This is a genomic window from Puniceicoccales bacterium (genome assembly GCA_031283585.1).
Classification (GTDB): domain Bacteria; phylum Verrucomicrobiota; class Verrucomicrobiia; order Opitutales; family LL51; genus JAIRTH01.
Genome location: JAITBP010000011.1, coordinates 1 through 21,542, shown reverse-complemented (window position 1 = coordinate 21,542; position 21,542 = coordinate 1). Strand labels below are relative to the sequence as shown.

Genomic DNA, 21,542 nt, shown 5'->3' with positions numbered 1-21,542 from the left:
GGCTATACTAGTTCAGCGACGGATCATCTGGCAACTCCCTGAATAGAAGCATTCCTGGGTTTATCCTAGCGACCATCGCTTCCCATAGTTTTTCACCTCGTTCCTTCGTGTCAAACAAATAACCAATGTCAGCCACCAACCAATCACCTCTAAGTATTTCCATAAGGAGCTGATATGGAGCCCAACCGGCACAACCAAGATAACCGCGAATCTGGGCTTTTTCCTCGCGAATAGAAATCTCCTCGGCCTCAACCTTATTGACATTATACCTTAATTCGTAACCGATTTCGCTGATGTGGGGAATCCAGGTGGTCAAGGTTATATGGCTCTTGTTAACCGGTCCACCATAATACAGTGGATTATCAGATATCACACTGCGAGAAAATTTTTTGCTAAATCCTCCAATGGTCATTAGGGCTGGCCTATTGATTATAATTCCAATGGTTCCATAGTCAGAATGCTTCGCAATTAAAGAGACAGTCTTGGAAAAATGCCGGTCCTTAACCGCAGGAGTTGCGATTAATAACCGTCCAGACAAATCAATTGCGCTCTTCATAATTTTTCTATAGGAATTTTCCATTCATTTAGAAGCTCAAAAACAAGTTCGTCGTTTTTATAATCAAAATGGTACTTAATTTCTCTTATGCCGGCTGATACCATCACTTTGGCACAGTTTATACAGGGGAAATGCGAAATGTATGCCATTGCACCGTCAACACTTACACCTCTGCGAGCCGCATCTGTCACCGCATTTTGCTCCGCGTGGACTACGGCCTGCTCATGATCATCACGCACCCTGGATATGTGCGGAGCACCGGCAACGAAACCATTATAGCCGGCGGCGATCACTCTATTTTTATACTCGCCCTTTGAAACCAGCAGACAGCCAACTTTTAATCTTGTACATATGGAACGGCAGGCCGTCAAAACAGCCATGGCCATGAAATAATCATCCCACTCTGGCCTGCTAACACAGTCCTGAGCTATCTCCGCCACCCTGTCCGTTAATTTAATTCTGTTACTCATGGGTATCCCTGATATGCATCGTGTAACCTCAATAATCCGACAGTCCTGGTACTATCATTTCCATCCACCACTGGCAAAACATAGACTTGACTACTACCGCTTTCCATAACCCTCAGTGCCTCACCGAGGCAATCATTTTCAGAAATTTTCCTCGGCTCTGAGGTCATTATATCAATTGCAACGATTTCGTCCATAGATAAATTTTTTTGCAAAGCACGCCGGATGTCTCCATCGGTTATTATCCCGAGCATATGAGCACCATCATCCATAACAATGGCAGCTCCCAATGGGTGTTCTGTCATCCTAATCAGAACGTCCCTCAACGGCAAATCGCTTTTTACCACGGCCACATCGCTCAGCCTATGCATAATATCGCCAACGGAAAGCAGAAGATTACGACCAAGCTGACCACCGGGATGAAAGCAGGCAAAGTCATTTTTAGAGAACCCGATAGCGTTCATTATTCCGCAGGCAATGGCATCACCAACGGCCAGCGACAGAATCGTACTGGTGGTTGGAATTATGCCCAGGGGATCGCCTTCAATTTTAATATTTATATCAAATACCAGGTCGGAATTTTTGGCCAACGGAGAATTTATATCGCCAACGATGGCTATTATTGGTGACTTAAATCGTTTTAGAATAGGCAGTAATCGCAAAATTTCCTCGGTGCTCCCACTTTTAGATATCAGGATCGATGGATCGCCGGGCGTATATATCCCGAGATCACCATGGGCCGCTTCCGCCGGATGAAGAAATACCGAATGCACCCCTATGCTATTAAAAGTGGCCGAAATTTTCTGAGCAATATAACCAGATTTTCCCATGCCACAGACGATCACTTTAACCGAACGATCGCATAAAATCGGCAATGCCCGACCAAGAGGACCGGCAATGTTTTTCTTGATCGACGCGAGAGCATTGACGCTGTAATCCAGGAAATTTTCAGCGGCATCGACGGCTGTCTCTATATCTGTAATCACTACCAGGATGCTTCAATTATAACAACCTAGGTCAATAAATTAATGGGATTTCTTCCTAGAAAATATTTTCCATGAGCCTCTGCAGAATCTGCTCTTCGGTCAATCTAACCTGTTCTGTGGAATCCCGGTCACGAAGTGTAAATGTCTGGTTCTCAAGAGATTCGAAATCAACAGTCAGACAATATGGCGTGCCAATTTCGTCCATCCTTCGGTACCTGCGGCCTATGGCACCGGATTCATCATAAAATCCATTGCAGATCTTGCTGAATCTGGCATGCAATTTTCTGGCCACAGCCACAATTTCTGGCCTGTTTTTCACCAACGGCAGTATGGCAATCTTAACCGGTGCAACCCGAGGATGCAGCCTCAAAACAACGCGCTTTTCACCATCAATTTCGTCCTCGGCATAGGCAGAACAGAGCAATGCTAGGAAAAGCCGATCCACACCAACCGAAGGTTCGATAACGTTAGGAAGGTAGCTCTGCCCAATGGTTTCGTCAAAAAACTCCAGCGACCTACCGCTGGCGTTTTGATGCTGGGCCAAATCGAAATTACCACGGGCTGCAATGCCTTCCAATTCATTCCAGCCAAACGGGTATCTAAACGTTATATCGGTGCAAGCCCGGGAATAGTGTGCCAATTTTTCCTTGGAATGCACATCCAATCTGAGCAACGCCGGATCCAATCCCAGGCTTTTGTGCCAGGCCAATCGCTCTTCAACCCAGTAGTGATACCACTGTTCCCAGCCATCCTCGGGAATGAAAAATTCCAGTTCCATCTGCTCGAATTCCCGGGATCTGAAGGTAAAATTCCTAGGTGTAATCTCGTTCCTGAACGCCCTACCAATCTGGGCAATGCCAAAGGGTAACTTTACACGACTGGTATCCAGAATGTTTTTGAAATTAACAAAAATACCCTGCGCAGTCTCCGGCCTTAGATAAACAACCGATGAATCATCGGCCATGGCCCCAACACGGGTTGTGAACATCAAATTAAAAGCCCTCGGTGGAGTCAAACTTCCGGCTCTACCAGTGGCCGGCGACGGGATCAGATCATACTCATCCTCTCTGGCTTTTGTGTAATCACTGAGGATAACTTCGTCTAGTTTACCAATTTTTCCTAATTTTTTCCTGAGATCATCGGCTGCCTTCTCGGCCGCGGATTGCATATTACTGTCTTCCAATACAGAAACATAACCTATTAGTTCACCGTCGACGAAAACCCTTGAAAAATAGAGCTGATCAGCTCGGTATCTCAGCTTGGATTCCTTACAATCCACCATGGGGTCAGAAAACCCGTCGACGTGACCAGAAGCCTTCCATACCAACGGATTCATGATTATCGAACAGTCCACTCCAACCACATTGTCTCTTCTACGCACCATGTCATTCCACCAGGCATCACGGATGTTTTTCTTCATTTCGGAACCCAGCGGACCATAGTCAAAAAATCCGGCAAGGCCACCATATATCTCCGAAGATTGGAATATAAAACCTCTGCGCCTGGCCAGTCCAACTATTTGGTCCATGGTGGGTTGGTGCATAACATCACTCATGGCTACCATAGGATGAAATCAGACAGATCGGTCAACACAACAATCATAATTTACGGCAATAGGTACCGCCGCCAACCAAAGTTTCGCCATCATAGAATGCAATGACCTGACCGTTGGCCAAAGCCCGTTGTGGTTCATCGAACTCAACCACGGCCGTTGTTTCATCGATTCTCTCAAAATATATCTTCTGAGACGGATCTCGATACCTTGGCTTGGCCAGGATTCTGCATCTGGGTTCGATTACCCGGTTGGTGTAGCTCAGGTCACAGACCTGGAACCTCCTGGCATAAAGATTCCGGGCCGTTGGAGACTCAAACGATACAATCAACCTGTTGTGCTCCACGTCCTTACCTACCACCACATAGTGATTAAAATCCGAATTCGATGGCACATTGATACCTTTCCGTTGGCCCAGTGTAAAGTTATGTAGTCCAAGGTGTTGACCAACAATATTGCCCAGTTCATCCACAATATCACCTGGTTTTTTTTCCAGGTATTGCCCGAGAAAGTCCTGAATTTTCACATTACCAAGGAAACAAATTCCCTGGCTATCCTTGCGATCAGCATTCTCCAGACCGGCGGCTCTGGCTATTTTCCTGACCTCTGGCTTGGTGGTATCACCCAACGGAAACTCGGCAATCGCAAGCTGTGCCTGGGAAAGATAGGCCAGGAAGTAGGACTGATCTTTCTGCTTATCAACGGCTTCCTTTATATCAAATGAGCCATCCTGGTTGGCATGTTTTCTACAGTAGTGACCGGTGGCGATCTTTCCAAAGCCCTTCTCCGCAACGTAGTTATACAGCGCTCCAAACTTTATGAACCGATTACACATCACATCTGGGTTTGGCGTAAGCGAATCTCTATAGCCATCAATAAGCCGGCGGACCACAAGGTTTCGATAATTTTCTATCATATTGATGACCTCGAAGTTTATACCAATTTTGGAGGCAGCTCGGCTTGCCGACTCAAGGTCTTGTCGCCAGGGACAGTTCGAAATGGGATCGGTGGCATCGTCATTGTGCCAGGTTCGCATGTATCCACCGGCCACATTTCCACGGCGCTCTCTAAGTAGCAATGCAGCCACCGAACTATCGACACCACCGGACATGGCCACAAAAATATTATCAGCCGTAGATTTACTCACGCTAGAGATCGGGCATCCTGTTTGCAAATTCGTGCTCGTCCTCGAATTTTTTGGCGACTAGTATGATATCCATCTCATGGAATGGCCTACCGATGATCTGCAATCCAATGGGGAGATTTTTCGTTGAAAACCCACAGGGGATCGAAATCGCTGGCAACCCAGCCAAACTCGCCGAAACTGTGTAAATATCCGCCAGATACATCGAGATCGGATCATCCGACTTTTCGCCGATGGGAAAGGCCGTGGATGGAGAAGTCGGTGACAGAATGACATCAACCTCTTCAAAAGCCCTGAGAAAATCATCCCGGATTTTCGTCCTAACTTTTTGAGCTCTAACGTAATAAGCATTATGATGCCCACTGCTCAAAACATAGGTGCCAAGCAAAATTCTACGTTTTGCCTCGGCGCCAAAACCTTCTTCCCGGGACCGAAAATACATATCCATCGCATTGGTAGTATTTTTACTGCGCCTGGTATATCTAACGCCATCTAACCTGGCCAGATTCGAAGAAGCCTCGGCGGTCATAATGATGTAGTAAACCGGAATGGCATATTCGGTGCAGGGCAACGAAATCTCTTTAATCACAAAACCATTTTTTTTATAAAAATCCACCGCCGCATTGACAGCCTCGATAACCTCTTTGTCAGCACCATCGGTAAAATATTCCCTGGGTAACCCGATCACTTTTGGAGGGGTCTCGGTGCCAAGACATCCGACATAATTTGGCACATCGGCCGGGTAGCTTGTGGAATCACGTTGATCATAGCCAGCTATGGACTGCAACAACAGAGCCACATCCTCGACCGTCCTGCCAATGGGACCTATCTGGTCCGTGGAACTAGCCAATGCAGATAGCCCGTAGCGGCTGACCAGGCCATAGGTCGGCTTTAGCCCTACAATACCACAGAGCGAAGCCGGTTGGCGAACCGATCCACCGGTATCAGAACCCAGTGACACCGGTACTTCCCCGGCACACACCGCCGCCGCGGCACCACCGCTGCTCCCACCTGGCACACAGTCGAAATTCCAGGGGTTACGGGTGACTTTAAATGCCGAACTTTCGGTTGATGATCCCATGGCAAATTCGTCCAGGTTCAATCGCCCCCAACGTACTGCACCACAATTTTTTAACTTCCTTATAACCGTGGCATCATAGGGGCTGATGTAGGACTCCAGTATTCGGCTAGCACAGGTCAGTGGTTGGCCATCCTCGGAAATCACATCTTTTATTCCCACTGGCACTCCGTCTAACTCACTGAGCGCTAAGCCCTTGGCTCGTCTATTGTCCGATTCCCTAGCCTGACCCATGGTCTTTTCCTCATCATAGCTCAGGAACGCACCGATCTTTCCATCCAGTTCCTTGGTCCGGGCAATAAACACGCCAACCAGCTCCTCCGAAGAAATAACCCGACTCTTCAGCATTTCGCTCAACTCAGAAATGGTTTTATGGAAAAGTTCCTCGGCCATATCAATCGACTATCTTAGGGACAACTAATTGATTATCTGATTCTTCTGGAGCGTTGAGTAGCACTTCGGCAATCGTAAAATTTTCTCCAGGGCTATCATCCCTCCAAACATTACAAATCGGCGATGCATGGGCCATGGGCTCTACACCAGACACATCCACCTGTTTTAATTTGTCAAAATATTTTAAAATATTACCCATTTGGCCGACCAATTTGCTCTTTTCGTCCTCGGACAATTCCAGCCTCGCAAGGCTAGAAATCAGATCCATATCTATGGAGTTGGGCTGTTCTATATGGTTCATTTCTCTTGGAAAATGTGTAAAAGCATCATTAAAGGTCAAGTTATTGTTTGCCTTTTCTCAGGAAATAAAAACATTGTTCCTGTTGTAACATCATAGACTTCAGAGACTAACCAATCGAATGAATATCAACCTAAAAGACATAAAGACGTTGATCCGGGCCGAATTGCTCAATGTGACATTTCGCAACACCAGGCCTTTGACATTTTTTAGAAAACAGGCGGTAAACGCACTAAAAAATGTTTCATTTAACATGAGCTACGGTGAGTGTCTCGGAATTGTTGGCGAAAGCGGTAGTGGCAAATCCACTCTCATTAGCGCTCTGTGCAAACTGATTCCGCTGACTTCGGGGTCAATATTTATAGATGATAGAGACGTTACGCATTTGTCCTGGAGAGAGTTCAATCACTACAGAAAAATCGTACAAATAGTATTTCAGGATTTCTGCAATGCCCTAAACCCGCGGCTAACCGTGGAGCAAATCCTCCTGGAGCCACTGGACATACATTTTGGTTATACTTCAAAAGAATGGAAGATCGACAGGATAAAGTCATTGCTAAACATGGTCCTATTGCCCCAATCCCTATTGTCCAGATATCCCCATCAGCTGAGTGGTGGTCAACGGCAACGGGTATCCATAGCTAGAACATTAGCCGTTGAACCAAAACTACTTATTTGTGATGAGATAGTCAGTGCCCTCGACGTATCCTCCCAGGCTCAGATTCTCAACCTACTCAAGCTACTGAATGAAAATCATGGCATTGCGATTCTGTTTATATCCCATGACATCGCTGTCATCGAATACCTCTGTGAAAATATAATGGTCATGAAAGATGGTATGGTCATAGAATGCGGTTCTTCGGAAATGATATGTACCGATCCGCAACATCCTTACACTAAAGAACTTATTTCATCTGTACCGTCGATACAGCTATGCTAAACCTTAGCCTAAAAATCAGTTGCCTTTTGGTTAAATTTGGCAAATTTTGATGGACATATGAGCAATGGATTAGGTGAACTTCTTTCTAAGGCAAGAGAAGATCTGGGGATTTCTCTGGAAGCTGCTGCGGATGCAACGAAAATTCGCATGGATTTCCTGGAGTGTTTCGAAAAAAATTCCTTTGATTTTAATCTTCCTGATATATACAAGCGCGAGTTTCTAAAAACCTATGCAGAATTTCTTAAACTTGACACCAAAGATGTTATGGCACTCTGCCCCATCAAAGCATTTGTAGCACTTACCACTTCGTCGAAGCGCCGCGAAATGGTACAACAGGTCGCCAAAAAGAGCCGCGCCGTTGACCACAGCAATATAGAAGTACCGGTTGAACCAGACCTGGATACGGAACAAGGTTCCAATAACAACGAAGGCATCCCAAAGCTCAGGAAAAAATATATCTACATTGCAACGGCAATATCCATTCCCATGCTACTGGTCCCATTCATTTTATCTCATACCATCAACAAAGCCAATGACAACCAGCATGATAGACAGAAAAATGTTTTGCAATCAGATCTAAGCCCGGTCCAAACCCCAAAGTCAATCAAGAAAAAAATTTTACTCATGGCCACCGACAAAGTAAAAGTTCTGGTAAGGGCCAAAGAAACCAAAGATGCAATATTTTCAGGTACTCTAACCAAGGGCTGTGAAAAAATAATTGAATATGCGGCTCCGGTTCAAATCTACTACGATAATGGCAGTGTGCTGTCCATGGAACTTTCCAATGGCGAAAGGTTACATTTAGAAAGTGGCCTCGGCGCAATAGAAGTAAAATAGCCTATGCCATCGATGGAAAACTTCAGGGCAGCCAGGTTGATCAGAAGACTGAACGGCCTGCTGGTCATTTTATCAGCAATCTCCCTATTTCTGATCATTAACGTGCTATCCTGGAATCATTTTAAAAGGATCAATCTGGCGGATAAACACAACCAATCCCTATCCGAGGAATCCATCGATATACTGAACAATATAATCAGTGAAGTGGAAATCTTTGTAGCCTATGAACAGAAAACCGACTCGGATCAACAGCTATTCGTCCAACCGATGAAAAGATTACTTCAAGAATATCGTGCCTATTGTCAAAATTTCATAAAAATCACATTTATCGATGTAAATAAGCAACCTCGACAAATCGATTTGCTTCGAAACCGCTTCGGTGAAATCGACAGCAATTCGGTGGTGGTCTCCTGTGGCGATCGATTCAAGATAATAACAGCCTTCGAGCTTTACGACTTTTCCAATGAAAATGCCACGATATTTTGTGGCGAAGAGGTGATATCCAATGCGATATCCGCCATGACCAGTGGGACAAAAAAATCCATAGTATTCACCGTGGGCCATGGAGAAATGTCAGCGGACAATCCCAGCACATCCAATGGCATATCATCCGCGGTCAGTTCGCTTAAAAAGCATGGCTACGATGTGATTACAAAACACATTTCTGACCTAGCCAACAGCGATGATCCGGATCTCATTGTAATAGCTGGCCCAAAGACTGAATTCATTGACGCTGAAATCGACCTGCTAGAAGATTTCCTTTCCCATAAAAATGGCCGGGTATTGATACTTTTAAGTCCATTGAAACGCAATGGGTTAGATGATTTGTTTTTCCGCTGGGGAATCATCGCCGATGACATGATATTGGTTTCAAAAGATTCAACGGATTTAGCCAATAATGGCGACAACATGATAAGAATTTTCAGGGATCATCCGATCACTAAGGCTATGGTTGGCATGCAGTTAACAGCTATATTTGGGTCAACTCAACCAGCCAGGCCTGATCTGGGAGCAAACACGAGTCAGTTGGTCATAACACCACTAATGGAAAGCTCTGTAAATACCTTCGCCAAGCTAAATTTTGACAAAACCCAAACCAGTAATAATTTTGACCCAAACACTGACCTGCCAGGGCCGATTCCCATTGCAACACTTTCTGAACGAATGCTAGACAAATCAACAGGCATAGACATAAGCCGGGGAAAATTACTCATAGTTGGCAACTGCAATTTTATTTCAAATTCAAGGATACATTTGCTTGGAAATAGGATTTTGTTTCACAGCATGGTCAATTGGTTAGTCGATGCCAACCAATCTCTTAGAATACAACCAAGGATACTAAAGCAATATATGGTAAATCTTTCCAGAAACGATATTTTTTCGATTGCTCTGTGGATTGCTGTCATACCAATGCTGATACTACTGGCCTGGGTTTATGTTTGCTTCCTGCGGCGTAGATAAAATGAAAAGGCTTATAAACACAGTGGTTTTATCGATATCCTTTGTGCTAACAGTGGCATTGTTATATTTTATCGTCGCTAGAAATGAAGACATACCTCAGAATATCTTCTTAAATTACAATGACCTGGCAACTGCCAACCGGATAGAATATACGGATAGCATTCGAGGCACACACATTGTGATGGTAAGGGATAAAAATAATTGGATGGTATCTCAACCGTTTACCTGGGAAGCAAATAGATTTTCAATAGAAGGCCTATTCGATTGCCTGGGCCAGCTCCGAATGAAAAAGATAAACCTGAAGCAACATCCAACCAGAAAACTGTTGATAAAAACGAAACGCCGCGATTATGTGATAGCCTTGGCAAACAACACTCTGGCGTTTCTTGACGAAGTATACACGTCCGACGATATCGACAAGATCAATAAGATACTGAACAGGCCTGCGTCGTACTGGTGTCAACGGGAACTATTTAGCGATAACCAGGCTAGTATTGATTCAATAATTTTTGATATTTCAGGTCCAAACCAAAAATATGTATTAACCAAACACAGCGACCTGTGGAAATTCGAAGCACCCATATCTATCAATGCTAACACCAAGCTTGTCGACAGAGTCCTGGCAGACATAATCAAGATTGAAGCCGAGCAATTTTTCAGCGAACAAACCTGCAATATGGATGAAATTGGCCTGGCCACTCCGGAATGTAGCCTGTTGATCCAGTACCGAGATTCGCAGACAACCCTCGACATCGGCAAATGGTTTCCACCGAGCGAAAATCTTTTCTTTGCCAGAATTCACAACAAAGGCACCGTAATGACTGTAAAAATCGAAAATATGGCTCAGATACGTGACCCATTAAACAGTCTCTACGACAGAAAGATCGTCGATATGGCCAATATTTCCTCCATCGGCATTTCCCAGGGGGCGACAAAATGGTTCTTACAAAAATCCGATTCCAATGAAACCTGGAAACTGGTAAATAAGGATAAAAAAACCGAAGAATGGATCACAAGCCAGGCTAACAATGATAAAATCCATGCCCTGCTATCGCTTATATATAACTTAAAATCCAACGGCTTACAGTTTGGCCAAAAAATTGACCCCCAGGATGAGTCATCGACCATAAAATTAATCCTGGAAGCCAATGATAAAGTATCCTATGAATTATTCAATATCGATGAGAACTGGATGATCAGGAAAAACGACAATAATTTTTTGCACTTGATTGATAGTACCTTACCGGCTATTCTGACATCACTGTGTGTATCGGACCAATTAGAATTATTAAATAGTGATAGGGTTGATCTCCATGAATAACATACTGATAGTCTGTGGTGGCTCCGGAGGCCATATGGCTCCAGGCATAGCCGTGGCCGAGGAACTTCAGGCCAGGGGTCACAGCTGTTTTATCTGCACCAGCAGGAAGAAAATCGATAGCAGATTTATCGAAAAATATTCCCAGTTTCATTTCATCACCACCGGATCACTGCCATTTTCAAAATCACCGCTGAAATTTATAAAATTTGCGTTCTCCCAGGGCATTGAAATCTTCAACGCACTCAGGACCTTAGAAGAAAAGAAGATAAACTGCACAGTATGCTTCGGTGGTTTTACATCCGTTGGATTTGCGGTGGCATCGAAAGTAAAAAATATACCACTTATACTCCACGAATCAAACACCATCGCTGGCAAATCCACAAGAGCTCTTTGTAGACTAGCCGACCTAATAATTCTTCCATCCGGTGGCATAAAGACCAAATTACATGTCAAAAGCACAAAGCTTATAAACCTAGGCACGCCCACCAGGAAAGAACTATGTGATATGGATAAGGCGTTAGCTAAGAAAATGTTAGGCATTGACAACCGGGAGAAATTGCTGCTGGTTTTAGGTGGTAGCCAGGGAGCCAAAGCTCTTAGCCAGTGGGTACAGGAAAATGTAAATAATTTAGCACAGCACCACATAAATTGTTACTGCCTAGGTGGTCTGGACACAAAAAGCCAAAAGATAACCCAGGGAGGGTGCAGCATAACTTTTGAGCCATTTAGCGACGATATGAATACACTACTCCATGCCGCCGACATCGCGGTAGCAAGAGCTGGAGCAAGCACCATCGCCGAATGCATTACCTGCCATACGCCTATGATTTTAGTCCCCTATCCTCTTGCAGCAGAAAATCATCAGGAAGAAAACGCAAATACTGCCGAACAAAATGGCTGTGCAGTGAAGGTAACCCAAAACAACCTCAATATGTTATTTGATGTACTTATCTCGATTCTCACCAACAGGGAAAAACTGTCAGGCATGATAACCGCATGCATTGACGCATCAACCGCAGACGTTACCGGTAAAGTGGCGGATAAAATAGAAGAATTTTTGTAAAATCTGCCTGTTAATCTGGTGACCGGACCAACCATAATGGTGATACGAGCTCAGGACCCTGGAATCGGCCAAATTGCACTACTAATAGTATTTTTTTAAATAATTCACCGGATCATCATACTGCCTAGGATTAATGTCCACGGCAATTATGCCGTTCTTCAACAAAACGATACGATCAGATATCTTTGTCAAAAAATCCAAATCATGGGAGGCAATTATCATAGTGACACCGAGCTCATTGACAGATTTCAGCAGAGAAACCACATCCATGGTTGTAGATACATCTAGCCCGGAAGTTGGTTCATCACATAGCAAAATGTCTGGATTTATCATCAAACTCCTAGCCAATGCCACCCGCTGTCTCTGGCCTCCGGATAAAGTTCGTGGGTATTTATGTGCCTTAGATCCAATGCCGAGACTATTCAAAATATTATTCGCCCGGGCCTCATAGCTTTCTTTTTTATCTTTGTGGTTTAACGTCGGTGCATAGGTAAGGTTTTGCAACACAGTCATGTGAGGGAAAAGTTGAAAGTCCTGGAACATAAAACAGACCTGGCCGTTACATTCTATGGATCCACTGTCTATGATTTCTAGTTTCTGGATGCAGCGAAGCAATGTAGATTTACCACTTCCGGATGGGCCTGCCAACCCAAACACACTGGATTTATCAACATTGAGGCTAATGTTATCAAGCACTTTTACGTCATTAAAAATCTTACAAACGTTGCAGATTTTTACCATAGAGCTCTCCTGCGTTCGATTTTTCTACCGACAAATTCAATAATCAAGACAAGGCTGTAATAATAAAGCGCAGCAATACACAATGGCATGAAATACTCATATTGTTCTGCGGCAATCGCCTGGGATCTTCTCATAATATCCATACCACCTATGGTTGCAATCAGTGCAGTTTCTTTCAGCAAAGAAATAACTTCGTTTACCATGGCTGGCAAAATATTTGCAATGACCTGGGGTAATATGATATCTCTCCAAATATAAAAACCTGGGATTTCCAATGTTTGTGCAGCTTCGAACTGTCCTTTTGGCAAACTCTCTATGCCGGACCTTAGTATTTCGGCGATATAGGCGGAGCTATTTATGCCAAAGGCAATGATACCTGCAGATATTATACCAAGTTTGACACCGATGATACCTGGGGTTATGAAGTACACGAAACTCAATTGCAGCATGACCGGTGTACCTCTTATGATGGATATGAACCCATTTATCACTGGTCTACACATTCCACTGTACCTGAGTATAGACAATATTCCGCCAAATAAAATTCCAATAAAAATTCCGCCAAATAATAATTTTAGCGAAATTTCAATGCCATGGCCAATGAACAGGAAATTTTGAGCAATTTTATCAAACCCTAAGCCTGGATCGAGATCACAAATTGCTCCCATCTGGCAATCTCCATTTCTGTTTTAATCCCCATTTTTCTCTTAATTTCTGTAGTTCGCCACTGGATTCCAAATCTTTTAGTATTTTATTTATCTGAGCTGTAAGTGGTGATCCTTTCTTAACAGCCATTGCTATGCCATCACTAAGCTTCAAGGAATCCGGCACAAAATATCCCAGGTCAAAATTTTTCTCACAGTAAACATTGGCCACAAACTCATCTATAACAACGTATTCCACATGCCCAGCTTTCAGAGATTCTATCGCCAAATCCATTTTATCCAGCGGAACAAGTTCCACATCGGCAATGGTTTCCTCAATCCACTTTTTTGCTGCGGTGGAACCAAGTTGATAGGCAATTTTTTTCCCAGCTAACTGGGTTTCATCGGTTATGGGATTGGATTTTTTATATACAAATACCATCCTCTCGGGATAGTAGGGAAGCGAAAAGTCATATTTTTCTCTTTTTTCCGCCGAAGAACCATAACCGGCAAAAACCACATTGATGAAATCATTATCCAGTGAAGCCAAAAGTGTAGAAAAAGCCATATCTTCAAAAACCACTTCCTTTCCCATATTTCTAGCGATAATTTTTACGAGATCAATCTCAAATCCATCAAGAACACCATCCTTATAATACTCAAACGGGGGATAATCTGCACAGGTTCCGAATTTTAGGATTTTACCATCATTTCCATTGCCACAGGAACTTAAAAAAGCAGCTAGCATTGCGATAAATACAAATTTTTTCATGATATCTACTCACCAGTTGAATGAACAGCACAATCCTACCTTGTCAACACAAAAACTGACGGACAAAACTTCAAAGCAACTCTATTTCTCCAGCAATTTCCATTTTTCCTTTAGGCCCCATTTTTCTTTTAATTTCTGCAGTTCGCCAGTCGTTTCCAAGGTTTTTAGAATTTTATTTATCTCTTCTTTCAAAGATGCGTTTTTCCTGGTCACAATCGCTAGGCCATCGCTGATTTTTAAACAATCTGGCACAAAGCATTTAAGGCCAGGATTTTTTTCACAGAATACATTTGCCACAAACTCGTCTATAATAATACAATCCACATGACCAGCCTTCAATGATTCCACAGCCAGCTCCATCCTATCCATAAGCACCGGCTCAGCATCGGGGATGTTTTCCCTTAGCCATTTCTTCATGCCCGGGATACCGAGTTGATAGGCGACCTTTTTCCTAGCCAACTGGTCTTTGCTGGTTATAGAATTCGGCTCTTTATACACAAACACCAATTTTTCTGGATAATATACGAACGTGATGCCATACTTTTCCCTTTTCTCCTGGCTAGAACCATAGCCAGAAATAACAGCATCGATAAACCCATTGTTCAATGAGGTCAAAAGCGTCGAAAAAGCCATGTCTTCAAAGACTGCTTTTTTCCCAAGTCTCTCGGCAATAATCTTTACAAGATCAACTTCAAATCCAACCAAAACACCATTTTTATAATACTCGAATGGAGGGTAATCCGCACAGGTTCCGAATCTTATGGTTTCGCTGCCATTTTCACTTCCGCAGCCACCACAAAAAACGGACAATGCAAAAATCAAACCACATATGTATTTTCTCACCTCACAATAGCTCCATTTGCTTCATATATAAATTCCCTAATTTTATTTTTTCAACGTATTTTTAGAACTTTTTTCGACTATAAATAATAACAATATTTGCACCAATGGCAACACCAGGGAATAGGGTTGGCCATATTTATCTGTAACGGCCCATTTTAGAATATAAACCTGGCTTTGACAGGACCAGGCAATCCTAACAAAACCGTTAGCAAGATGTTTTTCTTTTGTATTCACGAGGTTACTAAATACATGGTGTCGTTCAGGATAATATGGTGGTTAGTCTTCAATCCTGGTCTACAAAATCTTCGAACACTAGTCCGATTAAAAGGTAACCGCTCTGGCGGAGAGAGAGGGATTCGAACCCTCGAGCCCCGTTTTATGAGGCTACCTTCTTAGCAGGAAGGCGCTTTCGACCACTCAGCCATCTCTCCAGACCGCCAATTTCTAAGGAAACTTCACCATCAGGTCAAGAGAAAGAGCCAAAGTTTATCAAAAATAAAAATAATCCCGATGTTAACCAGCCGAACGGACTTCTGCATCGGCCTCTAAAAAACCCTTCAGGGCATCGAGCCTAGATTTTATTTTGCCAACGACATCGATTTCGGTTCCATAACCTGCACCTTCCCCATGGCAAAATATATAAAATTTTATTTTCGGCTCGGTACCGCTTCCGCGCACCGCATAGGTATCGCCATTTTCCAGCTCTAGAAATAGAAAATCCTCCCTGGGTACATGACAACCGTCCGCATCTAGGATAGGATCATTCAGGAAATCCTGGATCTTTAAAACCTTCTGGCCAGCCACCGTTTCCGGCGGATTTTTTCTATAGGAGCTCAAAATATTCTTAATCCTGGCTACACCGCTGGCGCCTTCATAATATATATTCAACAATGTGTCGTCATAGTAGCCATAGGTAGAATAAATTTCCATACGAAAGTCCATCAGTGTTATGGACTTTTTGTCCAGCTCGGCCAGCATTTCACAGACCATCGCTGCGGCGGCATTGGCATCCTTATCTCGGACCAAATCGCTGGCTAGACAACCGTAGCTCTCTTCGCAGCCAAAGATACAAAATTGGCTATGCTGGAGCAGAAGCTTTCTTCTTTCATCCAGTTCGATATCGTCATAACCATCGTGGACATTACCAACCTTTTCCATTAAACCCAGCGCATAGTTGTTGATTTTACTACCAATCCATTTAAACCCAGTGAGTGTATTTACACACTTCAATCCATGACTAATGGCTATTTTTTCTACCAGCGGTGTGGTTACAAACGTTTTCAGCACCACGGCGTTTTTGGAGCCATCCTTCGGTAAAATTCCAAGCTCTTTCATTTTTCTAATCCGATATTCGAGCAAAAGCGATGCGGTCAGATTTCCGGAAAATTTTTCAAACTCTCCGTCATTGTTTTTGGCAGCAATGGCCATGCGATCGGCATCCGGATCAGTGGCAATTACCAGGTCAGCTCCAGTGGCTTTAGCCCTATCTATCGCCAGCTTTAGAGAATCGAAATTTTCCGGATTCGGAGACTTTACTGTGCTGAACCCAGGATCCTGCTTCATTTGTTCTTCCACACAGATTACTTCGACTCCAAGAGATTGCAATGCAGGCACAGCTACCACACCACCGGTTCCATGCAATGGAGTAAACACAACTTTTTTGGCACAATTCTTCAATGAAGCTCTGTCTAGAACCGAATCCTTCACCACCTGGACATAGCGCTCTTCGTCTTTACCGGATACGGTATTAGTAAACTCTTTGGCTTCGATGGCTTTAAATATGGCCATGCTATCCGCCAACTTCAGCTTGGAAAAATTCTCTATTATGGCAGCAGCCTGAGGGTCAATTACCTGGGCTCCATCTGCAAAATAGGCCTTATAACCGTTATCGTAATAGGGATTGTGGCTAGCGGTAATAACAACACCAGCCATGGCCCTGAAATATCTAACGGAAAAACTAAGCTGAGGAGTGGACCTGGGTCCATCGAAAATCATTGCTTTACCGCCAAGGTATTCCCAGGTTTTTGCCGTTATTTCTGCAAATAATTTTGAAAAAAACCTCACGTCATAGGCCACAACCAACAGCATTTCACGGCCCTGGGAAACCGCCACTTTCTTGCAGTATTCATGCAATGCAATGGTAGCTCGAATGACATTGAAGTGATTCAGACAGGCACTGCCAATGGCAGGAAATTCTGGTAAAATCTTCGATCCATTGCCAATTTCAGCCTTTGTAATATAGCCAGATATGGTCCTCCCGCGGATACCTCCGGTTCCAAAGGTAAGTGTTTTAAAAAACCTGTCATTTAATTCATTGAACTCACCTGCTTCAACAAGCTCGCCGATCGCTTCATGGACAATTGCCTGGGAGTTTCCACACTCATACCATTCTTTAATATTTTCAATAGAGCTCTCCAGCAGCGCGCTTTTTGGAATTTTAGTTAGGAGATTAGTCGCAGCAACACTGCTTGATAATAATGATCTGAGAAAACTTATGATACCCATGGTGATTTGAATGCTAATCAAATTATATGGCTTTTAAAGATCTAAGTGATCACCTAACATCCTCATACCGCTATTTTTTACATAAATTAATATCTGTACATTGCCAATCATTACTACACATGACATATTTTTTACAATTGACATATTTATTGCTACTTGGAGGAACTTCATTGGTAGGAATATCACAAGAACGCCTTACATATTTATTGCTACTTGGCGGAACTTCATTGGTAGGAATATCACAAGAACGACTTACATATTTATTGCTACTTGGCGGAATTTCATTGGTAGGAATATTACAAGAACAACCTACATATTTATTGCTACTTGACGGAATTTCATTGGTAGGAACATTACAAGAACAACCTACATATTTATTGCTACTTGACGGAATTTCATTGGTAGGAACATTACAAGAACGACTTACATATTTATTGCTACTTGGCAGAATTTCATTGGTAGGAACATTACAAGAACGACTTACATATTTATTGCTATTTGGCAGAATTTCATTGATAGGAATATTACAAGAACAACTTACATATTTATTGCTACTTGGCTGAATTTCATTGGTAGGAATATCACAAGAAGGATGACTTGGCTGATCATTGGATCCAAAAAAGCCTAGGCTACCAATGCCGGTAATAAATTTCCATGAATTGCAAAAAAAATCTTTTGTTTTATCAGCCGCAACCATACAGCCATGAGAAACACTAGTTGCCGCGGATTTTAATGCGCCGGCTGCACTGCTACCGAACGAATTTGCCCAACTAGCGACCTCTGGCCAATTATAATACAACGCTCCGGCACAGGCAATACCCGCTATACCAACATAACATGCGATAGCTGTCTTCGATTTCAAACACTTGGGTATACAACAACAGGATGATTCTTTTTCCTCCTGGTCAACTTCCTCCACCGGATCATTAACATAGGTGTCTGGTACAGATCTTTCTTTATCTTTTTTATCTTTTTTGCTCTTCTTACTCTTTTTGCCTTTTCCATTTGGTACAATTTTAAGCGTTGAATAACTTCTAGGCACTCCACTGGTTAATTCAGAAGTGGATTCAGGCACATCGGGCAGTGACTCGGCCTCATACAACGCATCGGATGGCGACTCGGAATATTGATCCAGATCATTGTCCTTTAGAGCAATACATAGGTCAGTGCCACCCAAATCAGTACTGGACTTTAGCAACCAAAGCGCATCATCCATACCCTCCAGTTCATTATATATATCCTCCCAACTGGAACATTTTTTTGTTTTATAATACTTGTCTATGTCACATGACGGACTGCATCCACAACCAATAGTAACCATCTGTTTCGAGATAAAACATACAATTCCCTTATCTTCTGGCGCAAAAAATACAATATGTTTATCCACATAATCGCAGGAAATGCGGTCAAAATATTCACTGCAAATTTTACAATAACAAGGTATGTCGTCTTCTTCACTCAGAGGAAGCAGATCTCCGTTATCACTTATCAAATCGGTTTCATAAATTTTTGCACCGGATATACTTTCGTTATTTTCGGAAGCTTCGGTGGCCATACGAAATATTTCAACAGCAAACAGCAATGCTCTTTCGTATTCTAACGGAATTTTTAACACAATTCGATTTTTGGATTTTAGAAAATTGTTGAGCCTCTTGCTTTTTGTAACAACCTTCTTCAGCTTAATTCTCTCATCATCACTTGTAACTATTGTTAACTTTATTTCAGCATTATTAGTTACTGTGCCGACGTATAGAAAACAAATCGTTAACAATATTTTACGCCATAAGTACATAGAATGCAATTTTTATGTTAAAAACTTTTCTTTGCAATTAATATTTACCTATTGTTTATATAAAATCTAGCGAAAACGCAGTCACGGCCTGGTCATCATTAACCGCAAATAGAGTCAGACCATTTTTAGTTTCAGCAATACATACGCCATCGGTATTTTTTGTATATAAACCTGAAAAAGATTTCACGTGGTTAAGGTCGCCATCGAAAACATGGAATATCGTCGTTTTTTTCACCCTCTGTTCAGCTGAAAGCCAATAGGATTTGCCATTTTTTCTAAAAAACCAAATGCCCTCGGGTTCCCCCTCTGTGAAAAATTCACTGGTAATTTTTTTACCTAAATATTTACCGAAAATTGAAAAAAGAAGCAATTCATTGGTGCCCTCATCGGCAATCAATAGGGTTCCATCGCAAAGATTTCCGTAAATTGACTCAAGCTTTTCAAACTTACCCGCACCAAATTCATCGGGTAATCCCAATTTTGCTGGGTCGACCTGATCCATTTCGCTATTCATGACAAATACAACTACTCTTCTATAATTGTCATTTTCTGACCCCTTGAACTTGCCATCATCGGTAACATATATCACGTAATAACCATTTATTTTACAGGCAAAAATACCATAGGGTCTTAAAAGAACCTCTTCTCCAAAGGTACACACTGACGTGTAATCCATGATGGACTCCTGGGTAAAATTTGAAGAAGAATTTTCAGGAATGGAAAATACCTGAACTCTGCCATTATTTCTTTCGGTAACAAAGATCATGCTATCAATAGCCGCGATTCCATTTGGCCTATTCATGCGACCGAACTCATCACCCATCCCACCAAATTTATCAAGATAGATACCATTCCTAGCGTCATAGACATGGATGGCATGACTATCTTTTGCTGTGACGTAAATCTTGTTATCCCAAAATGCCACCGAATCGAGATTATCGTCATGATTTCTGTGAGTCATCCATAATTCAGCTACCTCATGCACCTTTTTGTTATTAATGCCAACAGGTATCGGGCATATTTTTTTGTTATTAACGTCGTCAGGCATCACACATATTTTTTTGTTATTAATGCCAACAGGTATCGGGCACACCTTTTTGTTATTAACGTCGTCAGGCATCACACATATTTTTTTGTTATTAATGCCAACAGGTATCGGACATATTTTTTTGTTATTAACGTCGTCACAATGGTCGCATTTACAATTGCAACTACAATAAACTTCGCAGCCATCATCATCACAATCACATTGATCCACGTCGCAGCCACAGCCACAGCCACAGCAGCAACCATAACTATTTGTACATAAAGATAGTGTTAATAAACTAGCCAACCCTATATATTTTGTCCATCCATTCATAGATTTTAATTGTATAAATATTCCATAAAACGTCCACATAAATTCGATAAAATTATTATCTGATGATATCGCTTTGACCTAGGATTCGTAACCCTACGCGTCTTAATATGGTCGAAGCCGCCTGCGCATCATCCACACTGGCCACTATGACACTATGGCCATATCTATGCACAAGCAGAGAGTACATATAATTGATATTTATTTCGGCTTCGGCAATGGCTTGCATTACCTTGGTCAGGGCAGTTACCGATACCAGCTCGATGCCAATAAGTTTTGTTTCAACAAAATTTATAGAATGGGCTTTGAGTAATTCTTTTGTTTCCTCTGGGTAACTTGGAATAGTTCTGATGATATGGATATCCGCATGTTCTATCACTGAAATAGCCAGAATATGCTCATCGTGATTATGGAACAACCGGACCAGATCATTTAGTTTGCCTATTTTGTTATCAAGGATGATTGAAAACTGCAGTATGGGCTCATAAACAATGGGTTTAAATGTGGTATCACTCATCTCGGCTGCCATGTTGTATCTAGTTTTAAAAAGTCGAACGGAAAAACGGATGAATCAACGCAATCTTACCACTAAGCACTTAAAATTTCGTGGCAATTCAAATGTGTTTGTCCTTGACTGGGATCAACTAATTTTCAAGTTGACGAATCATCTTATGCGAGCGTAACTCAATTGGCAGAGTGCCACCTTGCCAAGGTGGATGTTGAGGGTTCGAACCCCTTCGCTCGCACCAGATTAATTCTAGGTTGATTTTACTTTTTACTCTTGAGCCTGTT

At 42.5% G+C, this 21,542-nt stretch carries 20 protein-coding genes and 2 tRNA genes; 6 read left to right on the top strand and 16 right to left on the bottom strand.

The window, feature by feature from the left end:
• Window positions 1–7: 7 nt before the first annotated feature.
• From LBB20_03145 to gatC, 7 genes are read right to left on the bottom strand one after another with little or no spacing between them, the layout of a single operon-like run.
• Complete coding sequence (locus LBB20_03145; GenBank protein MDR2735805.1) at window positions 8–556, bottom strand: YqgE/AlgH family protein; 549 nt, start codon at window positions 554–556, stop codon at window positions 8–10.
• Window positions 553–1,026, bottom strand: a complete 474-nt coding sequence (locus tag LBB20_03140) for a dCMP deaminase family protein (protein MDR2735804.1) — start codon at window positions 1,024–1,026, stop codon at window positions 553–555. Before LBB20_03140 ends, LBB20_03145 begins: the two co-directional genes overlap by 4 nt.
• Entirely contained in the window at window positions 1,023–2,009 is a 987-nt protein-coding gene (locus tag LBB20_03135; protein MDR2735803.1) for a KpsF/GutQ family sugar-phosphate isomerase, read from the bottom strand. The genes LBB20_03140 and LBB20_03135 overlap by 4 nt, the downstream gene beginning before the upstream one ends.
• Before the next feature lie 55 nt (window positions 2,010–2,064).
• A complete protein-coding gene (locus tag LBB20_03130) occupies window positions 2,065–3,564 on the bottom strand; it encodes a glycine--tRNA ligase (protein MDR2735802.1) in 1,500 nt (499 codons plus the stop codon).
• Window positions 3,565–3,607: 43 nt separating this feature from the next.
• Window positions 3,608–4,708 (bottom strand): tRNA 2-thiouridine(34) synthase MnmA, encoded by a 1,101-nt coding sequence (mnmA, locus tag LBB20_03125; GenBank protein MDR2735801.1) that lies wholly within the window; start codon window positions 4,706–4,708, stop codon window positions 3,608–3,610.
• 1 nt (window position 4,709) lies between these two features.
• Window positions 4,710–6,176, bottom strand: coding sequence for an Asp-tRNA(Asn)/Glu-tRNA(Gln) amidotransferase subunit GatA (gene gatA / locus LBB20_03120; protein MDR2735800.1), 1,467 nt, complete (start codon window positions 6,174–6,176; stop codon window positions 4,710–4,712).
• Window position 6,177: 1 nt separating this feature from the next.
• Window positions 6,178–6,444, bottom strand: coding sequence for an Asp-tRNA(Asn)/Glu-tRNA(Gln) amidotransferase subunit GatC (gatC, locus tag LBB20_03115; GenBank protein MDR2735799.1), 267 nt, complete (start codon window positions 6,442–6,444; stop codon window positions 6,178–6,180).
• Between the two features lie 151 nt (window positions 6,445–6,595).
• Here gatC and LBB20_03110 point away from each other — a divergent pair, with 151 nt between their 5' ends.
• Genes LBB20_03110 through LBB20_03090 form a run of 5 tightly spaced genes read left to right on the top strand, consistent with a single transcriptional unit; the run spans window position 6,596 to window position 12,096 of the window.
• Complete coding sequence (locus LBB20_03110; protein ID MDR2735798.1) at window positions 6,596–7,414, top strand: ATP-binding cassette domain-containing protein; 819 nt, start codon at window positions 6,596–6,598, stop codon at window positions 7,412–7,414.
• Window positions 7,415–7,471: 57 nt separating this feature from the next.
• Window positions 7,472–8,251: a helix-turn-helix domain-containing protein gene (locus LBB20_03105; protein MDR2735797.1), complete on the top strand. Its 780-nt coding sequence runs from the start codon at window positions 7,472–7,474 to the stop codon at window positions 8,249–8,251.
• A 3-nt stretch (window positions 8,252–8,254) separates the two neighbouring features.
• Entirely contained in the window at window positions 8,255–9,712 is a 1,458-nt protein-coding gene (locus LBB20_03100; protein ID MDR2735796.1) for a Gldg family protein, read from the top strand.
• Window positions 9,687–11,033: a DUF4340 domain-containing protein gene (locus tag LBB20_03095; protein ID MDR2735795.1), complete on the top strand. Its 1,347-nt coding sequence runs from the start codon at window positions 9,687–9,689 to the stop codon at window positions 11,031–11,033. Before LBB20_03100 ends, LBB20_03095 begins: the two co-directional genes overlap by 26 nt.
• Entirely contained in the window at window positions 11,026–12,096 is a 1,071-nt protein-coding gene (locus LBB20_03090; protein ID MDR2735794.1) for a UDP-N-acetylglucosamine--N-acetylmuramyl-(pentapeptide) pyrophosphoryl-undecaprenol N-acetylglucosamine transferase, read from the top strand. Before LBB20_03095 ends, LBB20_03090 begins: the two co-directional genes overlap by 8 nt.
• 81 nt (window positions 12,097–12,177) lie before the next feature.
• Here LBB20_03090 and LBB20_03085 read toward each other — a convergent pair whose 3' ends face one another.
• The 9 genes from LBB20_03085 to LBB20_03045 form a co-directional block, all read right to left on the bottom strand.
• Window positions 12,178–12,837 carry an ATP-binding cassette domain-containing protein gene (locus LBB20_03085; protein ID MDR2735793.1) on the bottom strand — a complete coding sequence of 220 codons (660 nt, stop codon included), beginning with the start codon at window positions 12,835–12,837 and terminating at the stop codon, window positions 12,178–12,180.
• Window positions 12,831–13,505, bottom strand: a complete 675-nt coding sequence (locus tag LBB20_03080) for an amino acid ABC transporter permease (protein MDR2735792.1) — start codon at window positions 13,503–13,505, stop codon at window positions 12,831–12,833. Before LBB20_03080 ends, LBB20_03085 begins: the two co-directional genes overlap by 7 nt.
• Entirely contained in the window at window positions 13,489–14,253 is a 765-nt protein-coding gene (locus tag LBB20_03075) for an ABC transporter substrate-binding protein (GenBank protein MDR2735791.1), read from the bottom strand. The genes LBB20_03080 and LBB20_03075 overlap by 17 nt, the downstream gene beginning before the upstream one ends.
• Window positions 14,254–14,334: 81 nt before the next feature.
• Window positions 14,335–15,096 (bottom strand): ABC transporter substrate-binding protein, encoded by a 762-nt coding sequence (locus LBB20_03070; GenBank protein MDR2735790.1) that lies wholly within the window; start codon window positions 15,094–15,096, stop codon window positions 14,335–14,337.
• A gap of 338 nt (window positions 15,097–15,434) precedes the next feature.
• A tRNA-Ser gene (locus LBB20_03065) sits at window positions 15,435–15,527 on the bottom strand.
• Window positions 15,528–15,609: 82 nt separating this feature from the next.
• Entirely contained in the window at window positions 15,610–17,601 is a 1,992-nt protein-coding gene (locus LBB20_03060) for a phospho-sugar mutase (GenBank protein MDR2735789.1), read from the bottom strand.
• Window positions 17,602–17,671: 70 nt separating this feature from the next.
• Window positions 17,672–19,393 carry a hypothetical protein gene (locus LBB20_03055; protein MDR2735788.1) on the bottom strand — a complete coding sequence of 574 codons (1,722 nt, stop codon included), beginning with the start codon at window positions 19,391–19,393 and terminating at the stop codon, window positions 17,672–17,674.
• A gap of 55 nt (window positions 19,394–19,448) precedes the next feature.
• On the bottom strand, window positions 19,449–20,753 hold the full coding sequence (locus tag LBB20_03050; GenBank protein ID MDR2735787.1) for a hypothetical protein: 1,305 nt from the start codon (window positions 20,751–20,753) through the stop codon (window positions 19,449–19,451).
• 55 nt (window positions 20,754–20,808) lie between these two features.
• Window positions 20,809–21,279, bottom strand: coding sequence for a hypothetical protein (locus tag LBB20_03045; GenBank protein MDR2735786.1), 471 nt, complete (start codon window positions 21,277–21,279; stop codon window positions 20,809–20,811).
• A 144-nt stretch (window positions 21,280–21,423) separates the two neighbouring features.
• Between LBB20_03045 and LBB20_03040 the strand changes: the two genes are divergently transcribed.
• A tRNA-Gly gene (locus LBB20_03040) sits at window positions 21,424–21,499 on the top strand.
• The last annotated feature ends 43 nt before the right edge of the window (window positions 21,500–21,542 follow it).

Excerpts from the sequence above, each read along its gene's own strand:
- LBB20_03060 (MDR2735789.1), bottom strand. The coding sequence starts at position 17,601 with ATGGGTATCATAAGTTTTCTCAGATCATTATTATCAAGCAGTGTTGCT.
- LBB20_03095 (MDR2735795.1), top strand. The coding sequence starts at position 9,687 with ATGTTTGCTTCCTGCGGCGTAGATAAAATGAAAAGGCTTATAAACACA.
- gatA (MDR2735800.1), bottom strand. The coding sequence starts at position 6,176 with ATGGCCGAGGAACTTTTCCATAAAACCATTTCTGAGTTGAGCGAAATG.
- LBB20_03045 (MDR2735786.1), bottom strand. The coding sequence starts at position 21,279 with ATGGCAGCCGAGATGAGTGATACCACATTTAAACCCATTGTTTATGAG.
- LBB20_03105 (MDR2735797.1), top strand. The coding sequence starts at position 7,472 with ATGAGCAATGGATTAGGTGAACTTCTTTCTAAGGCAAGAGAAGATCTG.
- LBB20_03075 (MDR2735791.1), bottom strand. The coding sequence starts at position 14,253 with ATGAAAAAATTTGTATTTATCGCAATGCTAGCTGCTTTTTTAAGTTCC.
- LBB20_03130 (MDR2735802.1), bottom strand. The coding sequence starts at position 3,564 with ATGAGTGATGTTATGCACCAACCCACCATGGACCAAATAGTTGGACTG.
- LBB20_03050 (MDR2735787.1), bottom strand. The coding sequence starts at position 20,753 with ATGAATGGATGGACAAAATATATAGGGTTGGCTAGTTTATTAACACTA.
- LBB20_03055 (MDR2735788.1), bottom strand. The coding sequence starts at position 19,393 with ATGTACTTATGGCGTAAAATATTGTTAACGATTTGTTTTCTATACGTC.
- gatC (MDR2735799.1), bottom strand. The coding sequence starts at position 6,444 with ATGGATCTGATTTCTAGCCTTGCGAGGCTGGAATTGTCCGAGGACGAA.
- LBB20_03110 (MDR2735798.1), top strand. The coding sequence starts at position 6,596 with ATGAATATCAACCTAAAAGACATAAAGACGTTGATCCGGGCCGAATTG.
- LBB20_03080 (MDR2735792.1), bottom strand. The coding sequence starts at position 13,505 with ATGGGAGCAATTTGTGATCTCGATCCAGGCTTAGGGTTTGATAAAATT.
- LBB20_03090 (MDR2735794.1), top strand. The coding sequence starts at position 11,026 with ATGAATAACATACTGATAGTCTGTGGTGGCTCCGGAGGCCATATGGCT.
- LBB20_03085 (MDR2735793.1), bottom strand. The coding sequence starts at position 12,837 with ATGGTAAAAATCTGCAACGTTTGTAAGATTTTTAATGACGTAAAAGTG.
- LBB20_03140 (MDR2735804.1), bottom strand. The coding sequence starts at position 1,026 with ATGAGTAACAGAATTAAATTAACGGACAGGGTGGCGGAGATAGCTCAG.
- LBB20_03145 (MDR2735805.1), bottom strand. The coding sequence starts at position 556 with ATGAAGAGCGCAATTGATTTGTCTGGACGGTTATTAATCGCAACTCCT.
- LBB20_03100 (MDR2735796.1), top strand. The coding sequence starts at position 8,255 with ATGCCATCGATGGAAAACTTCAGGGCAGCCAGGTTGATCAGAAGACTG.